This is a genomic window from Nocardia sp. NPDC050406, assembly GCF_044459025.1.
GTDB lineage: Bacteria > Actinomycetota > Actinomycetes > Mycobacteriales > Mycobacteriaceae > Nocardia.
Genome location: NZ_JBITIM010000001.1, coordinates 1,522,333 through 1,544,143 on the forward strand (window position 1 = coordinate 1,522,333; position 21,811 = coordinate 1,544,143).

23 protein-coding genes are annotated in these 21,811 nt (G+C 68.2%); 10 read left to right on the top strand and 13 right to left on the bottom strand.

The window, feature by feature from the left end; translation table 11 throughout:
* Window positions 1–184: 184 nt before the first annotated feature.
* A complete protein-coding gene (locus tag ACIBH2_RS07305) occupies window positions 185–577 on the bottom strand; it encodes an OB-fold nucleic acid binding domain-containing protein (RefSeq protein WP_397116868.1) in 393 nt (130 codons plus the stop codon).
* Window positions 578–719: 142 nt separating this feature from the next.
* Between ACIBH2_RS07305 and ACIBH2_RS07310 the strand changes: the two genes are divergently transcribed.
* A complete protein-coding gene (locus tag ACIBH2_RS07310) occupies window positions 720–1,445 on the top strand; it encodes an alpha/beta fold hydrolase (RefSeq protein WP_397114428.1) in 726 nt (241 codons plus the stop codon).
* A 104-nt stretch (window positions 1,446–1,549) separates the two neighbouring features.
* Here the strand turns inward: ACIBH2_RS07310 and ACIBH2_RS07315 are convergent, their stop codons facing one another.
* Window positions 1,550–2,437, bottom strand: coding sequence for a DUF3710 domain-containing protein (locus ACIBH2_RS07315; protein ID WP_397114430.1), 888 nt, complete (start codon window positions 2,435–2,437; stop codon window positions 1,550–1,552).
* A 4-nt stretch (window positions 2,438–2,441) separates the two neighbouring features.
* Window positions 2,442–2,942: a dUTP diphosphatase gene (gene dut, locus ACIBH2_RS07320; RefSeq protein WP_397114432.1), complete on the bottom strand. Its 501-nt coding sequence runs from the start codon at window positions 2,940–2,942 to the stop codon at window positions 2,442–2,444.
* Between the two features lie 82 nt (window positions 2,943–3,024).
* On the opposite strand from dut, the gene ACIBH2_RS07325 reads away from it, so the two are divergent.
* Window positions 3,025–3,495, top strand: a complete 471-nt coding sequence (locus tag ACIBH2_RS07325) for a DUF3093 domain-containing protein (protein ID WP_397116870.1) — start codon at window positions 3,025–3,027, stop codon at window positions 3,493–3,495.
* A 147-nt stretch (window positions 3,496–3,642) separates the two neighbouring features.
* On the opposite strand, the gene ACIBH2_RS07330 is transcribed toward ACIBH2_RS07325, so the two are convergent.
* The gene (locus ACIBH2_RS07330; RefSeq protein WP_397114434.1) at window positions 3,643–3,945 is read right to left on the bottom strand and encodes a DUF4193 domain-containing protein; all 303 of its coding nucleotides are present in this window, start codon (window positions 3,943–3,945) and stop codon (window positions 3,643–3,645) included.
* A gap of 370 nt (window positions 3,946–4,315) precedes the next feature.
* Between ACIBH2_RS07330 and cei the strand changes: the two genes are divergently transcribed.
* The gene (cei, locus tag ACIBH2_RS07335; RefSeq protein ID WP_397114436.1) at window positions 4,316–4,990 is read left to right on the top strand and encodes an envelope integrity protein Cei; all 675 of its coding nucleotides are present in this window, start codon (window positions 4,316–4,318) and stop codon (window positions 4,988–4,990) included.
* Window positions 4,991–5,088: 98 nt separating this feature from the next.
* On the opposite strand, the gene ACIBH2_RS07340 is transcribed toward cei, so the two are convergent.
* Window positions 5,089–6,027 carry an inositol monophosphatase family protein gene (locus ACIBH2_RS07340; RefSeq protein WP_397114438.1) on the bottom strand — a complete coding sequence of 313 codons (939 nt, stop codon included), beginning with the start codon at window positions 6,025–6,027 and terminating at the stop codon, window positions 5,089–5,091.
* Between the two features lie 60 nt (window positions 6,028–6,087).
* Between ACIBH2_RS07340 and ppgK the strand changes: the two genes are divergently transcribed.
* The gene (gene ppgK, locus ACIBH2_RS07345) at window positions 6,088–6,846 is read left to right on the top strand and encodes a polyphosphate--glucose phosphotransferase (protein ID WP_397114440.1); all 759 of its coding nucleotides are present in this window, start codon (window positions 6,088–6,090) and stop codon (window positions 6,844–6,846) included.
* 147 nt (window positions 6,847–6,993) lie between these two features.
* Complete coding sequence (locus ACIBH2_RS07350; RefSeq protein WP_397114442.1) at window positions 6,994–8,391, top strand: RNA polymerase sigma factor; 1,398 nt, start codon at window positions 6,994–6,996, stop codon at window positions 8,389–8,391.
* A 133-nt stretch (window positions 8,392–8,524) separates the two neighbouring features.
* Here ACIBH2_RS07350 and ACIBH2_RS07355 read toward each other — a convergent pair whose 3' ends face one another.
* Window positions 8,525–9,025 (bottom strand): hypothetical protein, encoded by a 501-nt coding sequence (locus tag ACIBH2_RS07355; RefSeq protein ID WP_397114444.1) that lies wholly within the window; start codon window positions 9,023–9,025, stop codon window positions 8,525–8,527.
* A 292-nt stretch (window positions 9,026–9,317) separates the two neighbouring features.
* Between ACIBH2_RS07355 and ACIBH2_RS07360 the strand changes: the two genes are divergently transcribed.
* Complete coding sequence (locus ACIBH2_RS07360) at window positions 9,318–10,259, top strand: MHYT domain-containing protein (RefSeq protein WP_397114446.1); 942 nt, start codon at window positions 9,318–9,320, stop codon at window positions 10,257–10,259.
* A gap of 60 nt (window positions 10,260–10,319) precedes the next feature.
* Window positions 10,320–11,909, top strand: coding sequence for a Na+/H+ antiporter (locus ACIBH2_RS07365; RefSeq protein ID WP_397114448.1), 1,590 nt, complete (start codon window positions 10,320–10,322; stop codon window positions 11,907–11,909).
* A gap of 36 nt (window positions 11,910–11,945) precedes the next feature.
* Here ACIBH2_RS07365 and ACIBH2_RS07370 read toward each other — a convergent pair whose 3' ends face one another.
* Complete coding sequence (locus tag ACIBH2_RS07370; RefSeq protein WP_397114450.1) at window positions 11,946–12,527, bottom strand: TetR/AcrR family transcriptional regulator; 582 nt, start codon at window positions 12,525–12,527, stop codon at window positions 11,946–11,948.
* Between the two features lie 98 nt (window positions 12,528–12,625).
* Here ACIBH2_RS07370 and ACIBH2_RS07375 point away from each other — a divergent pair, with 98 nt between their 5' ends.
* Window positions 12,626–13,057 carry a DoxX family protein gene (locus tag ACIBH2_RS07375; protein WP_397114452.1) on the top strand — a complete coding sequence of 144 codons (432 nt, stop codon included), beginning with the start codon at window positions 12,626–12,628 and terminating at the stop codon, window positions 13,055–13,057.
* A gap of 56 nt (window positions 13,058–13,113) precedes the next feature.
* On the opposite strand, the gene eutC is transcribed toward ACIBH2_RS07375, so the two are convergent.
* From eutC to eat, 3 genes are read right to left on the bottom strand one after another with little or no spacing between them, the layout of a single operon-like run.
* Window positions 13,114–13,935, bottom strand: a complete 822-nt coding sequence (gene eutC, locus ACIBH2_RS07380; RefSeq protein ID WP_397114454.1) for an ethanolamine ammonia-lyase subunit EutC — start codon at window positions 13,933–13,935, stop codon at window positions 13,114–13,116.
* 13 nt (window positions 13,936–13,948) lie between these two features.
* Window positions 13,949–15,355: an ethanolamine ammonia-lyase subunit EutB gene (locus ACIBH2_RS07385; RefSeq protein WP_397114456.1), complete on the bottom strand. Its 1,407-nt coding sequence runs from the start codon at window positions 15,353–15,355 to the stop codon at window positions 13,949–13,951.
* Window positions 15,352–16,773, bottom strand: coding sequence for an ethanolamine permease (gene eat / locus ACIBH2_RS07390; protein ID WP_397114458.1), 1,422 nt, complete (start codon window positions 16,771–16,773; stop codon window positions 15,352–15,354). Before eat ends, ACIBH2_RS07385 begins: the two co-directional genes overlap by 4 nt.
* Before the next feature lie 171 nt (window positions 16,774–16,944).
* Here eat and ACIBH2_RS07395 point away from each other — a divergent pair, with 171 nt between their 5' ends.
* Complete coding sequence (locus ACIBH2_RS07395; RefSeq protein WP_397114460.1) at window positions 16,945–17,781, top strand: rhomboid-like protein; 837 nt, start codon at window positions 16,945–16,947, stop codon at window positions 17,779–17,781.
* Here the strand turns inward: ACIBH2_RS07395 and ACIBH2_RS07400 are convergent.
* Genes ACIBH2_RS07400 through ACIBH2_RS07410 form a run of 3 tightly spaced genes read right to left on the bottom strand, consistent with a single transcriptional unit; the run spans window position 17,677 to window position 19,754 of the window.
* Window positions 17,677–18,867 (bottom strand): cation:proton antiporter, encoded by a 1,191-nt coding sequence (locus ACIBH2_RS07400; RefSeq protein ID WP_397114462.1) that lies wholly within the window; start codon window positions 18,865–18,867, stop codon window positions 17,677–17,679. The genes ACIBH2_RS07395 and ACIBH2_RS07400 overlap by 105 nt on opposite strands.
* A 4-nt stretch (window positions 18,868–18,871) precedes the next feature.
* Window positions 18,872–19,354, bottom strand: coding sequence for a cation:proton antiporter regulatory subunit (locus tag ACIBH2_RS07405; protein ID WP_397114464.1), 483 nt, complete (start codon window positions 19,352–19,354; stop codon window positions 18,872–18,874).
* Window positions 19,355–19,379: 25 nt separating this feature from the next.
* Window positions 19,380–19,754, bottom strand: a complete 375-nt coding sequence (locus ACIBH2_RS07410) for a DUF952 domain-containing protein (RefSeq protein ID WP_397114466.1) — start codon at window positions 19,752–19,754, stop codon at window positions 19,380–19,382.
* Between the two features lie 39 nt (window positions 19,755–19,793).
* Between ACIBH2_RS07410 and ACIBH2_RS07415 the strand changes: the two genes are divergently transcribed.
* Window positions 19,794–21,578: an acyl-CoA dehydrogenase gene (locus ACIBH2_RS07415; RefSeq protein ID WP_397114468.1), complete on the top strand. Its 1,785-nt coding sequence runs from the start codon at window positions 19,794–19,796 to the stop codon at window positions 21,576–21,578.
* The last annotated feature ends 233 nt before the right edge of the window (window positions 21,579–21,811 follow it).

The following is a 21,811-nucleotide window of genomic DNA, read 5'->3' on the forward strand; positions in this document are numbered from 1 at the left end:
TCCTCGCGCTCCTCGGCGAGGGCGCGGTCGCGCTCGCGGGCCACCGGGTCGCCCGCCGCGAGTTCACGCTCGGCGTCGGCGAGGGCGGAGTCGGTGACCGCCGCGAAGACCGCGGTATCCGCCTCGCTGGCCTCGGCGACGCGGTCGACGCCCTTGTCGTTGCTGCTCGGAATCGGCATATATGTCAGGAGTTCTCGCGGAGTTCGTAGTAGGGATTGAAGATCACCTTGCCGCCGTTTCGGTCGCCGATCCGGCCGCGAACCAGAATCCTACGGCCCGGATGCAGTCCCGGGATGCGTCTGCGGCCGATCCAGACCAGCCGGACGCTGTCGGTGCCATCGAAGAACTCCGCCTCGATCTCGGCACCGGCTGATTTGGGACAGGCTTCTACACTGCGCAGCCGTCCCAACATCGTCACTTCTTCACCGCGTCGGCACTCCGATGCCCGACACGCGCCCGACGCTTCTGACGTCTCGGCGAGTTCCTCGGCATCCAACCGATCGAGATCCTCGGTCAATCGGCGGCTCAGCCGCCGGAAATAGCCCGAGGGTGTGTCCTTCCCACCCGAGGATGGCATCTCGCACGCTTCCTTGTAGAGCAAGACGGCGCGGGTCTCACGTCGTCGGGTTCCCGCACGACCGGCTGTGGCCGTACACCGCCACTGTAGAGGTGTGGGCCCGCACCCGCCACGCGTGCCCGCCGTGGGTACGCTCGGCCGGGTGTCCGACCCCACACGTCCGGCGATCGCGGTCGCCCTGCCCGGTACCGGATCCGATGCCGACTTCGCCCGCCGCGCCTTCGAATCCGCTTGCGCCGCATACGATCTGCCGTTTCAGGCGGTGGATCCGGATCCGCGCGCGGTGGTGGCGAGCTACCACGCCGCCCTGGACGCGGCGGCCGCGGTCGGGCCGGTTCTGGTAACCGGAATCTCACTCGGCGCGGCCGTCGCGATCGAGTGGGCGACGCGAAATCCACAGGCCGCCTTCGGGGTGGTCGCGGCCCTACCCGCGTGGACCGGCGCCGAAACCTCCGAATGCCCCGCGGCACTGAGCGCCGCCGTCACCGCGGCGCAGTTGCGCGCGGACGGACTCGAGGCCGTGACCACGCGCATGCGCGCCTCCAGCCCGGCGTGGCTGGCCGCGGCGCTGGCCCAGTCCTGGCGCTCGCAGTGGCCGGATCTGCCCCAGGCCCTGGAGGAGGCGGCGGCCTACCGCTGGCCCGAACCGCCCGTGCTCGCCGCGCTGGCCACCCCGGTCGCGGTCATCGGCGCGGTGGACGATCCGGTGCACCCCATCGCGGTCGCCGAGCAGTGGAGCGCGCTGCTCCCCCAGGCGGAACTGCACCGCATCACGCTCGACGAGCTCGGCGCGGACCCCGCGGTGCTCGGCGCGCGCGGCGTCTCGGCCTTGATGCGAAACCTTGTGAGTCGCAACACAATCACGTAGCGGGCATCCCCGCGGCCGATTCGTGTCGCCACGATCACGCACGGACGACGGACGACAACGGCCCGCTCACCCTCGGGTGAGCGGGCCGTATCCTCTTGCGCGACTTATCCGTTCAAGCCCAGCTGCTGCATGGCCGAACCCTCGGCGCCGCGGCGCGGCTGGGTGTCCTCCGGGGAGGGCGGGATCACCGGGTGCTGGCCGGTGTTCATGGCGGCGAGCTGGGCGGCGACCGCCTGCTGCTGGGCCGCCACCTGCTGTTGGTGGGCGGCGGCGAGCTGATCGGCCAGCTCCTGGGGTAGGACCACCGGGAGGGGTTCGCGCACCGGCATGGGATCGTCGCCGCGGCGCACGATCGTCTCGCTGAGGATGGCGCGCGCGGCGGCCACCAGCGGCTGGCCCTCATTGGCCGCGCCGGAGGGTCCGGCGGCGACCAGGCGCACCATCCAGCGGTGTCCGTCCACGCCGATGAAGCGCAGATCCGCGCCCTGGGTGACGGCGTGGATCTCGCGACCCCACGGCCCCTGCTGGACCGAGACCTGCGCGCCGTCGTTGCGCAGGGTGTCGGCGAGATCGGCGGCCACCGAACGCCATTGGCCCGGCGACTTCGGGGCGGCGTAGGCGGCCACGGTGATGCGGCCGTGCTGGGTGGCCAGGTGCACCGCCTGCGGCGCGCCCTCGGGGGTCATCTCGACCTGGAGCTGCCCACCCGGCGGCACCGGCACGATCACCGAGCCGAGGTCGAGGCGCTGGTCGGCCACCTTGTCGAGCAGTTCGGAGACATCGTTGAAGTCGTAGGGCCCGGTGCGCTCGGCGAATTCGGCGGCCGCCTCGTCGTAGCCGTCGTCGTATTCGGCGGCCTGGTATTCGGATTCGTCGTACTCCGCGTCGTATTCGGCATCGTCGTAGCCGTACTCGGCATCGTCGTACTCGGCGTACTCGCCGTCGTGTCTCTCCTCCGGCGCCGCGCCCCGGTTCTTCTTGCGTCCGAACATCTCGTCATGCCTCCTTGCCGGTCACGTCGCCCGCCCCACCGGACACCCCGGACAGGCTCGCGTGCCCACCGCTGGATCCGTATCCTCCCGCGCCGCGCGCGGTGTCGTCGAGTTCGGTGACCTCGACGAAGTCGACCAGCTCCACCTTCTGCACCAGCAGCTGCGCGATCCGGTCACCGCGCCGGAGCTCGACGGGAGTGCGCGGATCGTGGTTGATCAGGCACACCTTGATCTCGCCGCGGTAGCCCGCGTCGACCGTGCCGGGGGTGTTGACAACCGACAGGCCGTGTTTGGCCGCCAGCCCCGAACGCGGATGGATGAGGCCCACGGTGCCGAGCGGTAGCGCGACGGCGATCCCCGTGCCGACGAGTACCCGCTCCCCGGGTTCGATGATGACGTCCTCGGTGGTGCACAGGTCCACGCCCGCGTCGCCGGTATGGGCGCGCATGGGTACGGGGATGCCGGGATCGAGCCGCAGCAGGGGGATAGGTGGAATACCGGTCACGTAGGCCGAGCCTACGCGTTCACCCCGACCGAGACTGACTTAGTCTGATGTCGTGTCCGACCAGCCCCCCACCCCGGTGACCATGGATCAGCAACAGACGAGCGTCCTCTACCGCGAGCGCCTCTGGGTGCCGCTGTGGTGGTGGCCGGTCGCCTTCGTCGTGACCGGCCTGCTCGCAGCCGAAATCCACATGGGCGCACCGGGTTTGCGTGCCTGGCTGCCCTATGTGGTGTTGCTGCCGATTCCGGTCTGGGTGCTGCTGTGGATGTCGCGGCACCGGGTGGAGGTGACCCGCACCGGCGACGGGGCCCCGGAGCTGCGTCTGGAGCGCGCGCATCTGCCCGCGACGTTCGTGGCGCGGGCGGCGGCCGTACCGGCCAGTGCGAAGAGCGCGGCGCTGGGTCGTCAGCTCGACCCCGCCGCGTATGTGCAGCATCGCGCCTGGATCGGCTCGATGGTGCTGTTGGTGTTGGACGACCCCGACGACCCGACGCCGTACTGGTTGGTCAGTACGCGTCGGCCCGAAGAGGTCATCGCAGCGCTCGGGCTGTAACTGGAGCGGACCGCGCTGCTGGTCCGACAGTGTGGTGCGACGCTGTGCTCGTCACCCCCGCGGCCGCGCCGCGCGCCGCACGAGGTCCCGTCCGCGCTCGGCGCACCGAGCGCGGACCCATATCTCTCTCCCGAGGATCGTCGGCTCTCAGGCCGCGCAATCCATGCAGATCAGCTGGTTGCCGTGTTCCTCGGCCAGCCGGGAGCGGTGGTGCACCAGGAAGCAGCTGGAGCACGTGAACTCGTCGGCCTGCTTCGGAATCACCCGCACCGAGAGCACTTCCTCGGACAGGTCCGCGCCGGGAAGCTCGAACGACTCCGCGGTATCGGACTCGTCGATGTCCACGACAGCGGACGCGGCCTCGTTGCGTCGAGCCTTCAGCTCCTCCAGCGAGTCCTCCGAAACTTCGTCCGTTTCACTGCGCCGCGGTGCGTCATAGTCGGTTGCCATGTCGTCTTCCCCTCGTCCTTACTCCGTATATCCCGGACCGACACACACCGTCCCGACTACTGTCGGTTCGGGGTGCGTCGCCCCGCCCGTGGTGTACATCACGACGTACACCTGTCACTGATCGGCCCGGATCCGGTAGATCCGTTCCGGATCGCGCTCGGTCAACGCAGGACATGCCCTCGTTGTTCCCGAAATCGCACCCCCGATTCACCTCGGATGATCCGATCTGGCCGCCAGACAATAGCGGACCCCATGGCAAAAGTCGCAATCAAAACACACGTGATTCGAAACTGAGGGGCAATCGTCACCGGCGCTCGAACTCGCCGAGACCTTCCGCACCGTTCGCGCGACCTTTTCGTAGAGTGTTGGCGTGGTTTCACTGATCACCCAAGGCAAAGCGACCGACCGGGAAGGTCGACCGTTCCTTCGACGTCGCTGGGAGCCCTGGGGGGCTCTGGTCGGCGCGCTGTTCGTGATCTGCGTGGTCGTCTGGTGGGGCGCGCTGAGCGCCGAGGACGACGCGACCGGGGCGATGGCCTGCAACTCGCCCAGCCCGGCGCAGGGCACGGCCGTGGCCCAGCCGACCCAGCTGGGCACCCGGATGTCGCCGTCGCTGCTGCGGGATGTGGAACCCTCGGCCCTGGCCGCGACGCACGTGCGCGTTCTCAATGCCAATGGCCAACGCGGCCAGGCGACCCATATCGCCTCGCAGCTGAGCGATCTCGGCTTCGCGCCCGCCTCCGAGGCGTTCGGTAACGACACGGTGTACGTCAATGGCGATCTCGAGTGCACCGGGCAGATTCGGTTCGGCGTGAGCGGTCGCCCGGCGGCCGCGGCGGTGCAGTTGGTGGCACCGTGCGCGGAGCTGATCCAGGATCAGCGCACCGACGACAGCGTGGATCTGGTGCTGGGCTCGCTCTTCCGCGATATTCGCCCGAGCACCGATGCCGAGGAGGTGCTGCGCTCGCTGAAGAATCCGGCTCCGGGCAGCAATCCGGCCATCGACCCGACCCTGCTCGACGCCGCCCGACAGGCCAAGTGCTGAGCTGACCGACCGTCAAGTCCGATGAATGCGAGGCTGTGAACCGGGGTTCACAGCCTCGCACGCATTTCCGGACCGTTATCGAATCGTATTGCCGGAGTTCAGTTCTCGGGGATGTCGGCGGTCGCGCCCAGCCGTTCCAGCAGACCGAACAGTTCGTCCGCGACGCCGGGCGCGGCGGCGACCACCAGCGCGCCCGCCGCACCGGAGGTCTCCGGGGCCGGAAGACGCAGGCGCGCACCGGCTTCCGCCGCGATGAGCGCACCGGCCGCCCAGTCCCACAGGTTCAGGCCGTGCTCGTAGTGGGCGTCCACCCGGCCCTCGGCCACCATGCACAGATCCAGCGCCGCCGCGCCGACACGCCGAATATCGCGAATATGCGGCAACAGTTCGGCGATGAGCTGCCCCTGCCGGGTGCGGCGCCGCTGGTTGTAGGCGAAGCCGGTGGCCACCAGCGACATGGCGGCGGTGTCCACCTCGTTGCAGCGCAACGGAATCGGCTCGGCACCCGGCTGGACGCGGTGCGCGCCCTGACCCAATCCGGCGCTGTAGATCACCCCGTGCGCCACATCGGCCACCGCGCCCGCGAGCGAGCGTCCGTCGCGCATGGCGGCCACCGAGACCGCGTAGGCCGGGATGCCGTAGAGGAAGTTCACGGTGCCGTCGATGGGGTCGAGCACCCAGTGCACGGCGTCGCCGTCGAGTGCGCCGCCGCCCTCCTCGCCGACCACGCGGTCGCCGGGGCGCAGTTCGTCGAGTAGCTTGCGGATGAGTTGTTCGGTCTCGGTGTCGACCACCGTGACCGGATCGGTGGGTGTGCTCTTGGCCTGTACCGCGTCGGTCTCGCGCGCGTCGGGGCCGAAGACCTCGGGGCGGCGGGCGCGGACGTGCGCGGCCGCGGTCTCGGCCAGATGGACCGCGACACGACGAAGTTCGGCGATATCGGCCTCGTCGGCGGGGTTGGTGGTGTTCGATGCGGTCGAAGTGAAATAGGAGTCCGGCACGAGTCCATCGCAACATAGATCCGACGGAACGCGCATTAGGCTTGTCGTGCACGACACAGCTCATGCGCCAGGTATGGGAGAGAACGAGGAGTCGTCATGTCCGCTCGGGGGCAAGCATTCGGTATCGATATCGGTGGCAGTGGCGTGAAGGGCGCGGCTGTGGATCTCGCCACCGGCGAGCTGGTGCACGAGCGGATAAAGATTCCGACCCCGCATCCGTCGACGCCGCACGCGGTGGCGGAGGCGGTGGCGAAGCTGGTGGCCCAAGCCGGATGGGAAGGGCCGGTCGGTGTCACGCTGCCCAGCGTGGTGATCGACGGGGTGGCCCGCAGCGCCGCGAATATCGACAAATCCTGGATCGGCACCGATGCCCGCGCGTTGTTCTCGGTGGCGCTCGGCGGTCGCAAGGTGACCGTGCTCAACGACGCCGACGCGGCGGGACTCGCCGAGGATCATTACGGCGCGGCAAAGGATCTCACCGGTCAGGTAATACTGCTCACCTTCGGAACCGGTATCGGTTCGGCTGTGATGTACCACGGCGTGTTGATGCCCAACACCGAGCTCGGGCACCTCGAGGTGGACGGCTGCGAGGCCGAGCACCGCGCCGCCGCGTCCATCAAGGACCGGGACGGGCTGACCTATCCGGAGTGGGCGGCCGAGGTCAGCAAAGTCCTGATCACGCTGGAAAACCTGTTCTGGCCGAACGTGTTCGTGGTGGGCGGCGGCATCAGCCGTGACCACGAGCAGTGGATCCCGTTGCTCACCAACAGAACTCCGGTGGTGGCGGCCCATTTGAAGAACACCGCGGGCATCGTCGGAGCCGCCATGGCCGTCGAAGCCGGTATCGCACCGTAAGCAGGCTGGTTCGATCGTTACAATGGAACAAGCCCGGCGGTGAGCCGGAAAACCAACCCGGCGATTGCCGGTACCCCCCGACCGAACCGCTCCGCCGGATCACCACTCTGGCGTGACGCCGCACGAGACCGTCACGAAAGGGCGTACGTGGTAGCCACGAATACCCGAGAGACCGCCGAATCGGCCGACGCTGCCGACTCCGCAGACACCACCGCAGCACGGCCGGTCAAGAAGGCTGCCGCGAAGAAGGCCCCGGCCAAGAAGGCCGCTGCCAAGAAGGCGGCCGCCAAGAAGACCGCCGCCAAGAAGGCCCCGGCGAAGAAGGCCGGAGCCAAGAAGGCTGCCTCCAAGAAGGCCGAAGGCGCCGAGGGCGTCGAGGTCGACGAGACCGTCGAAGACGAATCGCTGGAAATCGACGATCTGGGTGATCTCGAGGTCGACGAGAGCGATCTCGGCGACGAGGAGATCGAGGTCGAGGACGACGAGGAGGAGGCCGTCGCTCCCGAGGCGGAAGCCGAGGAGGCCGACGAGCCGACCGCCAAGGACAAGGCGTCCGGCGACTTCGTCTGGGACGAGGAGGAATCCGAGGCCCTGCGCCAGGCGCGCAAGGATGCCGAGCTGACCGCTTCGGCCGACTCGGTGCGCGCCTACCTCAAGCAGATCGGCAAGGTCGCGCTGCTCAATGCCGAGGAGGAGGTGGAGCTCGCCAAGCGCATCGAGGCGGGGCTCTACGCCACCGAGAAGCTGCGCGAGTTCGCCGACAAGGGTGAGAAGCTGCCGGTGCAGTCGCGCCGCGATCTGCAGTGGATCATGCGCGACGGCAACCGGGCCAAGAACCACCTGCTGGAGGCCAACCTCCGACTGGTCGTCTCGCTCGCCAAGCGCTACACCGGCCGTGGCATGGCGTTCCTGGACCTCATCCAGGAAGGCAATCTCGGTCTGATCCGCGCCGTCGAGAAGTTCGACTACACCAAGGGCTACAAGTTCTCCACGTACGCCACCTGGTGGATTCGACAGGCCATCACCCGCGCCATGGCCGACCAGGCCCGCACCATCCGCATCCCCGTGCACATGGTCGAGGTCATCAACAAGCTCGGCCGTATCCAGCGCGAACTCCTCCAGGACCTGGGCCGCGAGCCCACCCCCGAGGAGCTCGCCAAGGAAATGGACATCACCCCCGAGAAGGTCCTGGAGATCCAGCAGTACGCCCGCGAGCCCATCTCGCTGGACCAGACCATCGGCGACGAGGGCGATTCCCAACTCGGCGATTTCATCGAGGACTCCGAAGCCGTGGTCGCGGTGGACGCGGTCAGCTTCACCCTGTTGCAGGACCAACTCCAGTCCGTCCTCGAGACCCTCTCCGAGCGCGAAGCAGGCGTAGTCCGCCTCCGCTTCGGCCTCACCGACGGCCAGCCCCGCACCCTCGACGAGATCGGCCAGGTCTACGGCGTCACCCGTGAACGCATCCGCCAGATCGAATCGAAGACCATGAGCAAGCTCCGGCACCCGAGCCGGTCGCAGGTTTTGCGGGACTACCTGGATTAAGTGTTTTCGACAAGGGCCGCCGAGCTGGTGCTCGGCGGCCCTTGTTGTGTGAGCTGAGCGGTCGAAAATCGATGCCAGGTGCCGAATATTGTCGTGTCGCATCGAATTTCGACCGGTTAGGCCAAATCGGCACTCACTGCGGCCGCTTGAACCACGCTCCCGCACTGCCCTGCGCGAGCAGGATGACAATTGCCAGGCTGGCGGCGAAACCCAGCAGGCCCGGGGGCATTTGTTGGGACATGCCGCTGAGGCCCCACAGGATGCCGATGCTCGCGAAGATGATGGAAGCGACCCGGAGGCCGTTTCCGTTCACGCTGTAGGCGAAGGCGAACAGGGCTAGGAAGAAGGCGGGGAGGAAGCCTGCGACGAGCATGCCGCAGAGTTCGTATTTGCCCAGTGCGGCGGCCAGTATCGCCAGGGCGAGGCCTGTGCCGCCGAACAGCCAGGAGATGATCTGGGCGGCTCGGACGGGGCCGGGCATTGTGGTGGGGTGGGTCGGGGGTTGGGCGTAGGGCTGGTAGCCGTAGGGGTCGTAGCCTGGCGGTGGCACCGGCGGCATGTGGGCATCGTGATTGGTCATCGGATACGGCTCGTACTGGCCGCTGGTCGCATCGGTGTTCTTGCTGAAATCCACTGTGGGATCTTCCCCATCTCTCCCGTTCCGGCCGTTGTGTCGCCGGTTCCTTCGGAGTCGAACAGTACCGCCGCGAACGGGTTTCGCATCACTGCCGTCGCAACCATGGCGCTGACGGTTGCGTTGCAGCGGTAATCCCTTGGGCCACAGCGCAACACGATGGTTACACCCAGCCGGAAATATTTTCGAGGAAACTTGCCCTATCAATTGCGCATTGGTGTTGGCGGACTGTAGGGTTCGCTCGATCGCGGCCGGTCGGGGCGCGAAAAACGTGTTCTGGCAAGGGGTTCGAGTGCTGGAAATTCACCACTTCACCTATGGGTGGGTCACGCCGGTGTTGGCCTACGTCATGTCCGTCACCGGGTCGCTGCTCGGGTTGCGGTGTACGGCGCGGGCGCGGGCCGGGGAGGGGCAGCGGGGGTGGTTGATCTCGGCGGCGGTGGCGATCGGCGGCACGGGGATCTGGGTCATGCATTTCATTGCCATGCTCGGGTTTTCGATTCGGGGGGCCAGTATTCGGTACAACGTGCCGATCACGCTGTTGAGCGCGGTGATCGCCATGACGGTGGTGTGGCTGGGGCTGTCGATCGTGGCGCGCGGGCGGTGGGGCGGCTGGGAATTGCCCGCCGGAGGCTCGGTGACGGGGCTCGGCGTCGGGGCCATGCACTACTCGGGCATGTACGCCATGAAATCCGATGCGATCGTCGAATACGACCCGGGCATCGTGGCGCTGTCCATGTTGATCGCGGTGGTGGCGGCGACGGCGGCACTGTGGTTCACCCTGCACGTCAACGGGATTCTCGCGACCGGCGCGGCCGCACTCATCATGGGCGTGGCGGTCTGCGGCATGCATTACACCGGGATGGCGTCGATGAGCGCGCACCACGCCGCGCAGCCGACCCTGCCCGCGGGCGCGGGTGCGATGGAATTGCTTGCCCCGCTGATGATCTCGGTATCGATGGTCACCATGGTGTTGCTCATTCACGTGGGCTTGACCGAGGTGGACGAGCGCAGCAAGCCGGAGCCGCTGCCGGTCGCCAAAACCGCCTCGTGGTCCCTCGCCCCGACGGCGGTGGATCCCGGACGGCAACCGCAGCCGGTGGCCGCGCCGACCCCGGCCTGGCAATCCCCGCAACCCTCCTGGCGGCCGCGCCCGCAGAGCGAATGGCCGCCGCGCCCCGAGAGCCACTGGCAATCGAGCGGCCAGCGCGACGACCAGTGGAGTCGCAGGTAGCCCCGCTCCCCCGCGCGTGGCTGTTCGACAAATCAGCGCATTGTCAGCAAACTGGCTGAGGTGCATCACCAGCTGGAGTTGATCTTCCTGGTCCTGTTCGCGACCATCCTGGCGCAGCCGCTGGGCAAGCGAATAGGGCAGGCTCCCGCTGTTCTCATGACCGCCTTCGGATGTGTGCTGGCGCTCATTCCGGCGGTGCCGGAGATCCACATCGATCCCGAGCTCATCCTGCCGCTGGTTCTTCCGCCCCTGCTCTACGCCTCGGCGCGGCGCACCTCGTGGCGGCAGTTCGCCGAGAACTGGGGAGCCATCACCATGCGGGCGGTGGTGCTGGTCATCGTGACCACCGTGGCCGTGGCCTGGGTCTTTCACCGGTTCTACCCGGACGTGCCGATCGGCGCGGCCATCGCGTTGGGCGCGTTGGTCGCCCCGCCCGATCCGGTGGCGGTGTCGGCGCTGGCCGGAAAGCTCGGGCTCCCGCGTCGCCTGGTGGCGGTGCTCGAGGGTGAGGGCCTGTTCAACGACGTCACCGCCATCGTCATCTACACCGTGGCGATCCAGACCGTGGTCACCGGCACCTTCTCGGCCTGGCATGTCGCCCTGGACTTCCTGCTGTCGGCCCTGGTCGCGATCGCGGTGGGCCTGTTCCTCGGTTGGGCGGGCAGCAACATCATGAAGCGCCTCGACGAGGCCACCTGGCAGGTGGCGCTGGCCCTGCTGCTGCCCTTCGCCGCCTACGGGATCGCCGACGCCCGCGGCGGCTCCGGGGTGCTCGCGGTGTTGGTGTGCGCGCTGTATCTGACCGATGCCGCAACGGATTTCAGCGACAGCTCCTACCGGATCGTGGGCGACTCCTTCTGGGAGATCACCGAAATGCTGGTCACCGGTTTCGCTTTCGGCCTCATCGGCCTGGAGCTGAGCACCGTGCTGGGAGCCACCGGCCCGGACTGGGGCCGTTTTCTCGGTGGCGCGGCCGCCGTGGTGGCGGTCGTGGTGGGTCTGCGCCTGGTCTGGCTGCTGGCCACCACGTTCACCTTCCGGGGTTGGTGGCGCAGGCGGGACGCGGACGAGCCCTACACCTGGCGCGAGACGGTGGTGACCTGGTGGGCCGGTATGCGCGGAGTCGCCACCGTCGCACTGGCTCTGGCCGTGCCGCTCACCACCGACAGCGGCGCGGCGTTCCCCGGCCGCACCGAGATACTGTTCACCGCTTTCGCCGTGGTGCTGTTCACCCTGCTGCTGCAGGGCCCGACGCTGCCCTCGGTGGTGCGCGCGACCGGGGTGCACGCCAATACCGAGGACGAGCGTCAGCTCGAACGGCAGCTGTGGACCCGGGTGCTCAATGCCGAATTGGCTCGGCTGAAACAACTCTCGACCACCGAGGATCTACCCGACGAGGTCTACCACCGCCTGCGCGACACCTTCGAGCACCGGCTCGCCCAGGCCGACCCGGAGGCGGCGGACGAGAACGCCCGCCTCACCACCGACCGCACCCTGAAACTCACCAAGACCATGCGCCGCGTCACCAACGAGGTCGTCGATGCCGGACGCGCCGAGGCCCTGGCGGCACGGCGGGAACCTGGCGTGCCGCCGGATGTGGTGGATCGGGTCATGCGCCGCCTGGATCTGCGCCCCAACTCGATGGGCTGACCGCACCGAGCGGCTCGATGCGCAGCGATCGATGGCTCAGGCGGAATCCGTTCGCGCACCGACGAATTCGACGGCGGCGACCATATCCCTGGCCAGCGCCTCCGGATCGTCGCCGCCGAGCTCCGAACCGTCCAGCGCGCCCTCGCGCCACAGCGACGCGAACCCGTGCACCAGCGACCACGCGGCCAGCTGGGCGGCCCGGCCCGCCGTCGGATCGAGACCCAATCCCGTGACGCCGGAACGCAATTCCGCGCCCGAGGTGCGGCGGGCGGCGGCCAGCCGCTCATCGTCGGAGCGCAGCAGATCGGATCGAAACATGACGTCGAAATGCCCCGGATATTCGCGCGCGAATCCGATGTAGGCGAGGGCCACGGCTCGGAAATCGCCTGCGGCGGCGCGCAGTTCGTCGGCCAGCAGACCGAAGCCCTCGATGGCGAGTTCGGTCAGCAACCCCTGCCGATTGCCGAAGTGATGGGCGGGCGCGGCATGGGAGACGCCCACCCGCTGCGCCAAGGCGCGCAAAGAGACCGCGTCCACGCCCTCGGCGGCGATCTGGTCGGCGGTGGCCCGCAACAGGGTGGCTCGCAGGTCGCCATGGTGGTATCCGCTCTTGGTCACGCCACCATCCTGCCCGCGAATCTAGACATTGACAAGTTTCCAGGTGAACCCTAATCTAGCCAGTGTCAAGTTTCACCGCGCACCGTCAGGAGCCCCCGATGGCACCACTCATCGCCCTCATCGTCGTCACCGGATCGGCCCGTCTCGCGGGGTGGCTGGGTGTGGCCTGGCTCGATTCGTGGCCGCATGCGGCCCGGATCGGTCTGGCCGTCATGTTCGCGCTCACTGCCAGCGCGCATTTCCTGAATCCCAAGCGCGAACAGCTCATTCGCATGGTCCCGCCGAGCTTCCCGAACGCGGCCGCCATGGTGACGTTGACCGGCGTTCTCGAAATCGCCGGTGCCATCGGTCTTTTGATTCCGCCGGTGGCTCCGGTCGCCGCGATCTGCCTGGCGGTGCTGCTGCTGGTCATGTTCCCGGCCAATATCCGGGCCGCGCGGGCGGGCGGCGGTATCAAGACCATGCCGCTTCCGGCACGCACCGTGGTTCAGGCGGTGTTCCTCGGCGCGTGCGTCCTCGCGGCGTTCTGAATTCACAAGGCCGACAACGGTGCCCCGCTCCCCTGGGTGGCGGGGCACCGTGCCGTCTACCCCACTTCGACGACCCGCGCGCTGGATATCATCGCGGCATCGCCCACGGTGTCCTTCAAGTCCACACCCGACCGGCCGAGGCGTCGGGCATCGTCGACCAACCCGACCGCGACCCGGGCGGCGCGATCGTAGCCGAGCCCTTCCGGCGGGTGGATATTCGAGATGCAGTTGCGTTCAGCGTCGACACGACCGGGCCGGGGTCGATGCGTCAGGTAGATGCCCAGGCTGTCGGCGACCGACAGGCCGGGCCGCTCCCCGATGAGCACGAGCAGCGTTGTCACGCCGAGGGCTTCGCCGATGTGGTCACCGAGCGCGACACGCGCCTGACTGGCTATGACCGGCGGTGCGAGCGTGTACCGCTCCCCCAGCGCCGCCACCAATGCCCGCAGCATCGGTACGCCGTGATCGGCCAGGGCACGCGGCGAGAGTCCGTCGGCCAGTACGAATCCGATATCCGCGCTGGTCGCCGGAACAGTCGAAAGTCCCTCTCCGACGGCGGATTCCGACTCGGCGGGCAACCGTCCCAGATCGGGGCGACGCAGATACTCCGAGCGGTCCGCCGCCCGACTGCGCACGTGCACCGGCGTTCCCAACCCGACCTCGGCCACCCGCGCGCCGAACTCCCCGACATCGAGCGGAGTGTGCACGGCATCGCGGGCCGCCGCGTGCGCGGCCCGGAATTCCAATACCCGACGGGTGGGCAGCGCGTCACCTGTCCGACCGAGGCCTACGCGCGCCTGCGTAGTACGCCGCAGCACGGCCCAGAATTCCTCCGCCGCAGCGCTTTCCGGCGCGGCACCCGGCTCGATCGCTGTCATCGCTCCACCTCTCTCAACTCGCCAGGGCGCGCAGCGGCGACGCGAGCGCTTCGACCGCCCGCACCCGCCCGTGCGCGTCGAGCATGCCGAGCCGATCCAGCCATCCCTCGAATTCCGGAGCGGGCCGCAGCCCCAATACCTTTCGCACGTACAGCGCATCGTGATAGGCGAGGCTCTGGTAGCCGAGCATGACGTCGTCGGCTCCCGGCACGGCGATGACGAAGGCGCATCCGGCCGCACCGAGCAGCGTCAGCAGATTGTCCATATCGTCCTGGTCGGCCTCGGCGTGGTTGGTGTAGCAGACGTCCACGCCCATGGGCAGGCCGAGCAGCTTCCCGCAGAAGTGGTCCTCGAGCCCGGCGCGGATGATCTGCTTACCGTCGTAGAGGTATTCGGGCCCGATGAAACCGACCACGGTGTTCACCAGCAACGGATCCAGGTCGCGCGCGACGGCGTAGGCGCGGGCCTCGAGGGTCTGCTGATCCACCGGCCTGCCGCCGGTGCCCAGATGCGCACCGGCCGACAGCGCCGACCCCTGCCCGGTCTCCAGACACATGACATTGTCGCCGACGGTCCCGCGCCGCAGCGACCTGCCCGCCGCATTGGCCTCGCGCAGCAGCGAGATGTTCACGCCGAACGCGGAATTCGCGCCCTCGGTCCCCGCCACCGACTGGAACACCAGGTCCACCGGCGCACCCGCTTCGATGAGTTCGAGCGTCGTGGTGACATGCGAGAGCACACACGACTGCGTCGGAATGTCGAACCGCTGCCGCACCTCGTCGAGCAGGTACAGCAGATCCGCCGTGGCCCGCGGCGAATCGGTGGCGGGATTGATGCCGATCACCGCATCGCCGCAGCCGAGCAGCAGCCCGTCCAGAATGGCCGCCGCCACCCCGCGCGGATCATCGGTCGGATGGTTGGGCTGCAACCGCGTGGCGAGGGTGCCCGGCAGCCCGACGGTGGTCCGAAAACCCGCGCGCACCTGGACGGCCCGCGCCACCGCGATGAGGTCCTGATTGCGCATGAGCTTGCTCACCGCGGCCACCATCTCGGGGGTGAGCCCACGCGACACCGCCGCGAGGGTCACCGCCGCGTCGTCACGAGCCGCGACCTCCAACAGCCAATCCCGCAATCCGCCCACGGTGAGATGCGAAACCGCCTGGAAGGCAAGGCGATCGTGGCTGTCGACTATGACCCGGGTCACCTCGTCGCTCTCGTAGGGCACCACTGGATCGTTCAGGAACGTCACCAGCGGCACCTCGGCCAGCGCCCACTGCGCCGCCGCCCGCTCCGCATCCGAATGTGCCGCGCACCCGGCCAATTCGTCGCCGCTGCGCCGGGGCGTCGCCCTGGCGAGCAGGTCCACGAGCCCGTCGAAGCGGTAGCTCACGCCGCCGACGCGCTGCTGGTACACCGTCATTCGAGCTCCTCCTCGGCACGCGCCAGCACGGCGAACTCCTCGTCCGGGGAGCTGGCGACCAGACGGTGACGGCTGTAGAGGCCGAAGTAGAGCAGCAGCCCGCAGAACGCGGCCAGGGTCCATCCGGCGGCGACCGGATCCACCAGGAAGGTGGCCACCACCGCGATACACGCGACGAACAGCGCTAATCCGGTGGTCGCGATACCGCCGGGGGTGCGGTACGGCCGTCGCATACCGGGCTCGCGCACCCGCAGCACGATATGGCTCACCATCATGAGCACGTAACTCACCGCGGCCCCGAAGACCGCCATATTCAACAACATCGCGCCCGCACCGGTCAGCGACAGCCCGAAACCGATCACCCCGGGCACGACGAGCGCCAGCACCGGAGCCTTGCGAGAGTTGGTGACAGACAACGACGTCGGTAGATATCCGGCCCGCGAGAGCGCGAAGGTCTGGCGCGAATAGGCGTAGACGATGGAGAAGAAGCTGGCGACCAGCCCCGCCAATCCGATGTAGTTCACCACCGTCGCCGCGCGACCGTCACCGAGCGCCTCCACCAGCGGGTTGCCCGAACTCGACAGGGCTTGCGCGCCAAGGGCTCCGGTGGAGAGCACCAGCACCGCCCCGGCCGTCACCAGCAGCACCAGCATGGCCGCGATAATGCCCTTGGGCACATTCTTCTCGGGCTCGCGCGCCTCCTCGGCGGCCAGCGGCACACCCTCCACGGCCAGGAAGAACCAGATGGCGAACGGTACCGCGGCCCAGATGCCGAACGCCCCGAACGGCAGGAACGACGAACTGCCGAGCGCGTCGGGATCGGCCGGGATATCGGTGAGGTTGCCCAGATCGAAACTGCCCCAAGCCGATACCGCGAAAATCACCAGCCCCAGCAACGCGATCACGGTGATCGCGCACATCACCTTGAGTGCCTCGCCAGCACCGGTCAGATGAATACCGATGAAGACCGCGTACACCGCCAGGTACACCCACCACCCGTCGGTGATGCCGAACAACCCCAGCGACTCCACATACCCGCCGATGAACGTCGCGATGGCCGCGGGCGCGATGGCGTATTCGATGAGAATGGCCGCCCCCGTGGCGAATCCGCCCCACGGACCCAGCGCCCGGCGCGCGAAGGTGTAGCCGCCGCCCGCCGCGGGCAGCGCCGCCGAGAGTTCCGCCATGCCCAACACCATGGCCAGATACATGCCCGCGATGAGCACGGTGGCGATCAGCAGCCCGCCGAAACCACCTTGTGCCAGACCGAAATTCCAGCCGGAGTAGTCCCCGGAGATCACATAGCTGACGCCGAGTCCGGCCAGCAGCAGCCAGCCCGCCGATCCGGAGCGCAGGGTTCTCTTGGCCAAATAGTCCTCGGCGGTCTCGCCCGCCGTCGGCCGTGTCGCAGTCGCCATACCGGTAACCCGCACTCCTCGCATATCGATTGGTCATCCGCCCAGTGGGCTGACCTCTCACATCCTCCGCAGGCATGTTGCTGATGTGTAACTACGACTTTCCGGCCGGATGACGCCGCGTTACGGCCCCGCCACGCGCACGATCACCGCAGGTCGCGCAGAATCGCAGACATGACGCCCTCGCCCAGCTGGTACCACTCGCCGTGGACCCGCACCGTCGGGCTCGACGACGAACTGCGCCACCTGCGCGACTGGTGGCGGCACCCGCACCGGTTCGCCCGGGCGCGCCGCGCGCTCCGCGACCACCTGGCGGGCGCGCCCGCCAGCGTCGCCTACGCCTTCACCCTCTTCGTCACCTGGTGGACGCTGCGCGGGGCAAGCGAGCTCACCGGCGACCGCCTGATCTTCTCGGCCTCCACGAATCTGGCGAATATGCGCCGCGATCCGATCCAGGTGCTGGTGGCCTCGGCGTTCTGGGTGGACGGCCCGTTCCCGTGGGAGTTCATCATCGTGTTCCTGGTGGTGATGGCCGCCGCGGAACGCTGGCTGGGCACGCTGCGCTGGATCTTCGTCTTCGCCTCCGGCCATATCGGGGCGACGCTCATCACCGTCACCGGTATCGCGCATGCCGTGGACCGCCACGTCATCCCGCTGCGCGTGGCGGTGGCCTCGGATGTCGGCCCCAGCTACGGCATTTCGGCGGTGCTCGCCGCGCTCACGTTCCGGCTGCGGGGCTGGCCGCGCTGGGCGTGGCTGGCCCTGCTGGTGCTGATCTACGGGGCGGCCATGGTGGACGGGCGCACCTTCACCGACTACGGCCACGTCCTCGCCCTGCTGATCGGGCTCATGATCGGCGCGGTGGCCAGCTTCGGCTCGCGGCGAATCGAACGCGCGCTGGGCCGGTCAGGGTCCGACGGGATCGGGGGCGGCGGGGCGGTCGCGCTTGACCAGACCGACCAGGGGCTCGACGAGCCGGGCCGCGACCGGACCGAGTATCGCCATCAGTAGGACATAGGCCGAGGCCAGTGCCGCGAATTCGCCGTCCACCGCACCCATGCTCACCGCGAGTCCCGCGATGACAATGGAGAATTCGCCGCGCGCCACCAGCGCCGCACCGGCACGGGCCCGGCCCATCCGACGAATACCCTGCCGCCGGGCCGCCCACCAGCCGGTGCCGATCTTGGTCAGCGCGGTCACTATCGCCAGCGCCACCGCCCAGCCGAGCACCGGCGGTATGGCCGTCGGATCGGTATTGAGCCCGAAGGCGACGAAGAATATGGCCGCGAACAGATCGCGCAGCGGTTCCAGGAGCTTGGCCGCCTGCTGCGCCGTCGAGCCGGAGATGGCGATACCGAGGAGGAACGCGCCCACCGCCGCCGAGACATTGAGCGCGGAGGCGGCACCCGCGACCAGCAACGCGGCCCCGAGCAGCTTGAGCAGGAACACTTCTCGGTCTTCGCTGTCCACGATGGCCGAGACGTACCTGCCGTAGCGCAGCGCCACCACGAGGACGACGGCGATGGCCGTCAGCGCGATGGCGAGGGATTTCAGGCCGGTGGCGAAGCTGAGCCCCGCCAGCACCATGGTGAGAATCGGCAGGTACACCGCCATGGCCAGATCCTCGAACACCAGGATGGACAGGATCACCGGCGTTTCGCGGTTACCCAGTCGGCCAAGGTCGTTGAGCACCTTCGCGACAATGCCCGAGGACGAGATATAGGTGACGCCACCCATGGTGACCGCGCCCACCGCACCCCAACCGAGGAACAGCGCTACCAAGACGCCCGGGGTGGCATTGGCGACGATGTCGAGCAGGCCCGCCAGCCAGGATCTTCGCATACCAGTCACGAGTTCCGCGGCGGTGTACTCCAACCCGAGCAGCAGAAGTAGCAGGATGACGCCGATTTCCCCAGCCAGGTGGCCGAATTCGGCGGCGGCCTTCATCTCCACGACACCGCCGGTACCGAAGGCGAGACCGCCCAGCAGGTACAGCGGGATGGGCGACATGCCGAATCTACCGGCGAACCGTCCCAACATGCCGAGCGCGAACAAGATCGCGCCGAGTTCGACCAGGCCTAGCGCAGTCGAATCCACGCGTTCAGCCGTCGGCTAGGACCCGCGCGGCGGCATCCAGACCGTGCGGTGTTCCGACGACGACGAGCAGATCCCCGGAGTCGAGCACGAAATCCGGTCCGGGCGAGGGATGCAGCTGCCCCGCGCGCATGACCGCCACAATGGACGCCTTGGTCCGGGTACGCATTCCGGTCTCGCCGAGCATGCGCCCGTGGTACGGCGATTTGGTGGAGATGGGCAGCTGCCGCGTGGTGATGCCGGGCAGATCCCGGTGATCCTCGCGCAGGCTCTCCACCAGCTGCGGCGCGCCCAGCAGATTCGCCAGCACCGCGGCCTCGTCGGTCGTCAACGGCACCTGCGCCAGGCAGGCGTCGGGGTCGTCGCGTTGCGACACGATGAGGTCGATACCGCCGTCGCGGTGCACCACCACCCCGATCCGGCGTCCATTGCGGGACTCGAAATCCTTCCGGACACCAATGCCGGGCAGCGCGGTAACGTCGACGTTCACGCTGTCCAGATTAGGTCAGGTCGAATCACTCCACCGCCAAGGGCGCGAACGACCCGTCCGCGCGCGGCGTGAACTCGGTGACCTCGACGACCGCGGCGACCGGCAGCGGCCCGTAGAGGTGCGGGAAGGCCATCGATTCCGGATCGGTCGGCACGCCGGGCTCCCATTTCACCGGATACGCCAACCGCGCCGGATCCAGCCACAGCAGCACCAGATCCTGACGGTCATGGAAGAGGCGATCGGCCGGATAGTGCGCCTGATAGGGCGCGGACAGATGGATGAATCCGACCTCGGCCAGCGACGGCGCGCGGTACTCGCCGCTCGCGCGGGCCGCCTCCCAGTCCGCGCGGGCGCAGATGTGAACGAGCGGGCCGGTGTGCGCGAGCGGTTCGGTAGCCACGGCTGCCACGATAGCCCGGTCTCTGATAGACCGGGAGCCATGAATCCGTCGCTCATCATGTCGGCCCGCGATATCGAGTTCCTGCTCTACGACTGGCTGCATGTCGAGTCGCTCACGACCCGGGAACGCTACGGCGACCACTCCCGGGAGACCTTCGATCAGGTGCTGCGGCTGAGCCAGGAGCTGGCGACCCGGTACTTCGCGCCGCACAATCGCGAAAACGACCTGCACGAGCCCACTTTCGACGGCGAGAAGGTGCATATCGTCCCCGCCGTCGGCGAGGCGCTGCGGGCCTTCGCCGACGCCGGGTTGGTCGGCGCGGCAATGGATTACGAGGTGGGCGGCATGCAGCTGCCCTACACCGTGTTCACCGCCTGCATGTCCTGGTTCCACGCCGCCAATGTGGGCACCACCGGCTACGCGCTGCTCACCGTCGGCAATGCGAATCTGCTTGCCGCGCATGCCAGCCCGGAGCAGGTCGAGACGTTCATGAAGCCCATGCTCGACGGGCGCAACTTCGGCACCATGGCGCTGTCGGAGCCGCACGCCGGATCCAATCTCGCCGACATCACCACCAAGGCGGTGCCGCAGGAGGACGGCAGCTACCGGATCTTCGGCCGCAAGATGTGGATTTCCGGTGGGGACCACGAACTTTCGGACAATATCGTGCACCTGGTGCTGGCCCGGGTCCCCGGCGCACCGGAGGGCACCCGGGGCATCTCGCTGTTCATTGTGCCCAAGTACCTGCCCGCCGCCGACGGCGATCCGGCCGAGCGCAACGACGTGGTGCTGGCCGGAATCAATCACAAGATGGGTTGGCGCGGCACGGTCAATACCGCGCCCGTCTTCGGCGACGGCCGGTTCACGCCCGGCGGCCAGCCCGGCGCGGTCGGCTACCTGGTCGGCGAGCCGAATCGCGGTCTGGCCTACATGTTCTCGATGATGAACGAGGCGCGTCTGGGCGTCGGCCTGGCCGCGACCGCCCTCGGGTACACCGGATACCTGAAATCCCTGGACTACGCCCGCAATCGGCCGCAGGGCCGCCCCCAGGGCGTCCGTGACGGTGCGCAGGTGCCCATTGTCCGCCACCCCGACGTCCGGCGAATGCTCCTGGCCCAGAAGGCCTATGCCGAGGGCGCGCTGGCGCTACAGCTCTACTGCGCGAAGCTCGTCGACGATCTGCGCACCGGCACCGACGCCGAGCACGCCGCGACGCTGCTGCGCATCCTCACCCCCATCGCCAAGAGCTGGCCGTCCCAATGGTGCCTGCAGGCCAACGATCTCGCGATCCAGGTGCTCGGCGGCGCGGGCTACACCCGCGACTACGACGTCGAGCAGCACTACCGCGACAATCGGCTCAACCCCATTCACGAAGGCACCCACGGCATTCAGAGCCTCGATCTGCTGGGCCGCGCGGTCACCGCCGACGGCGGCTCGGCCCTGGGCAGCCTCCTGGATGTGATCGCCACCACGGTTCGGACCGCGCGCGAAACCTCCGACGAGGAGCTCACCGGCTTCGCGGACGCCCTCGACCGAGCCGCCGGGCGCGTGGCCGCCACCACCGCCACGCTGTGGCAGGACATGAATCCCGAAACGGCACTGGCCAATTCCGCGGCGTACCTGGAAGCGGTCGGGCACGTGGTCATCGCCTGGATCTGGCTGGAACAGGCCCTCGCCGCGCGCGGCGATACGCCGATGCACCTCGGCAAGCGCGCCGCCGCTCGCTACTTCTACGCCTGGGAGTTGCCGCGCACCGGACCGCTGTTCGATCTGCTCGACTCGCGCGACCGCACCACCCTCGACATGGTGGAGAGCTGGTTCTGAGACCGTTCTGAAACACGTGCTACTCGGGTTTGCTACTGGGTCCGGGCCGTTATCCAATCAGAGTGTGAGTGTCGGTGCCCCCGGGTAGTCTCCCCGTAAGACAAATGGATCGGCTGTTCTCGAGGATGGTTTCGGCGGTTCGCGGGCATCGGCCTGGGATGTTCGCTTTCAGCGAAACCGCAGGTCGTGTTAGCGAAAACACAAAGAAACATCTTCGGGAACAAAGACCCCGT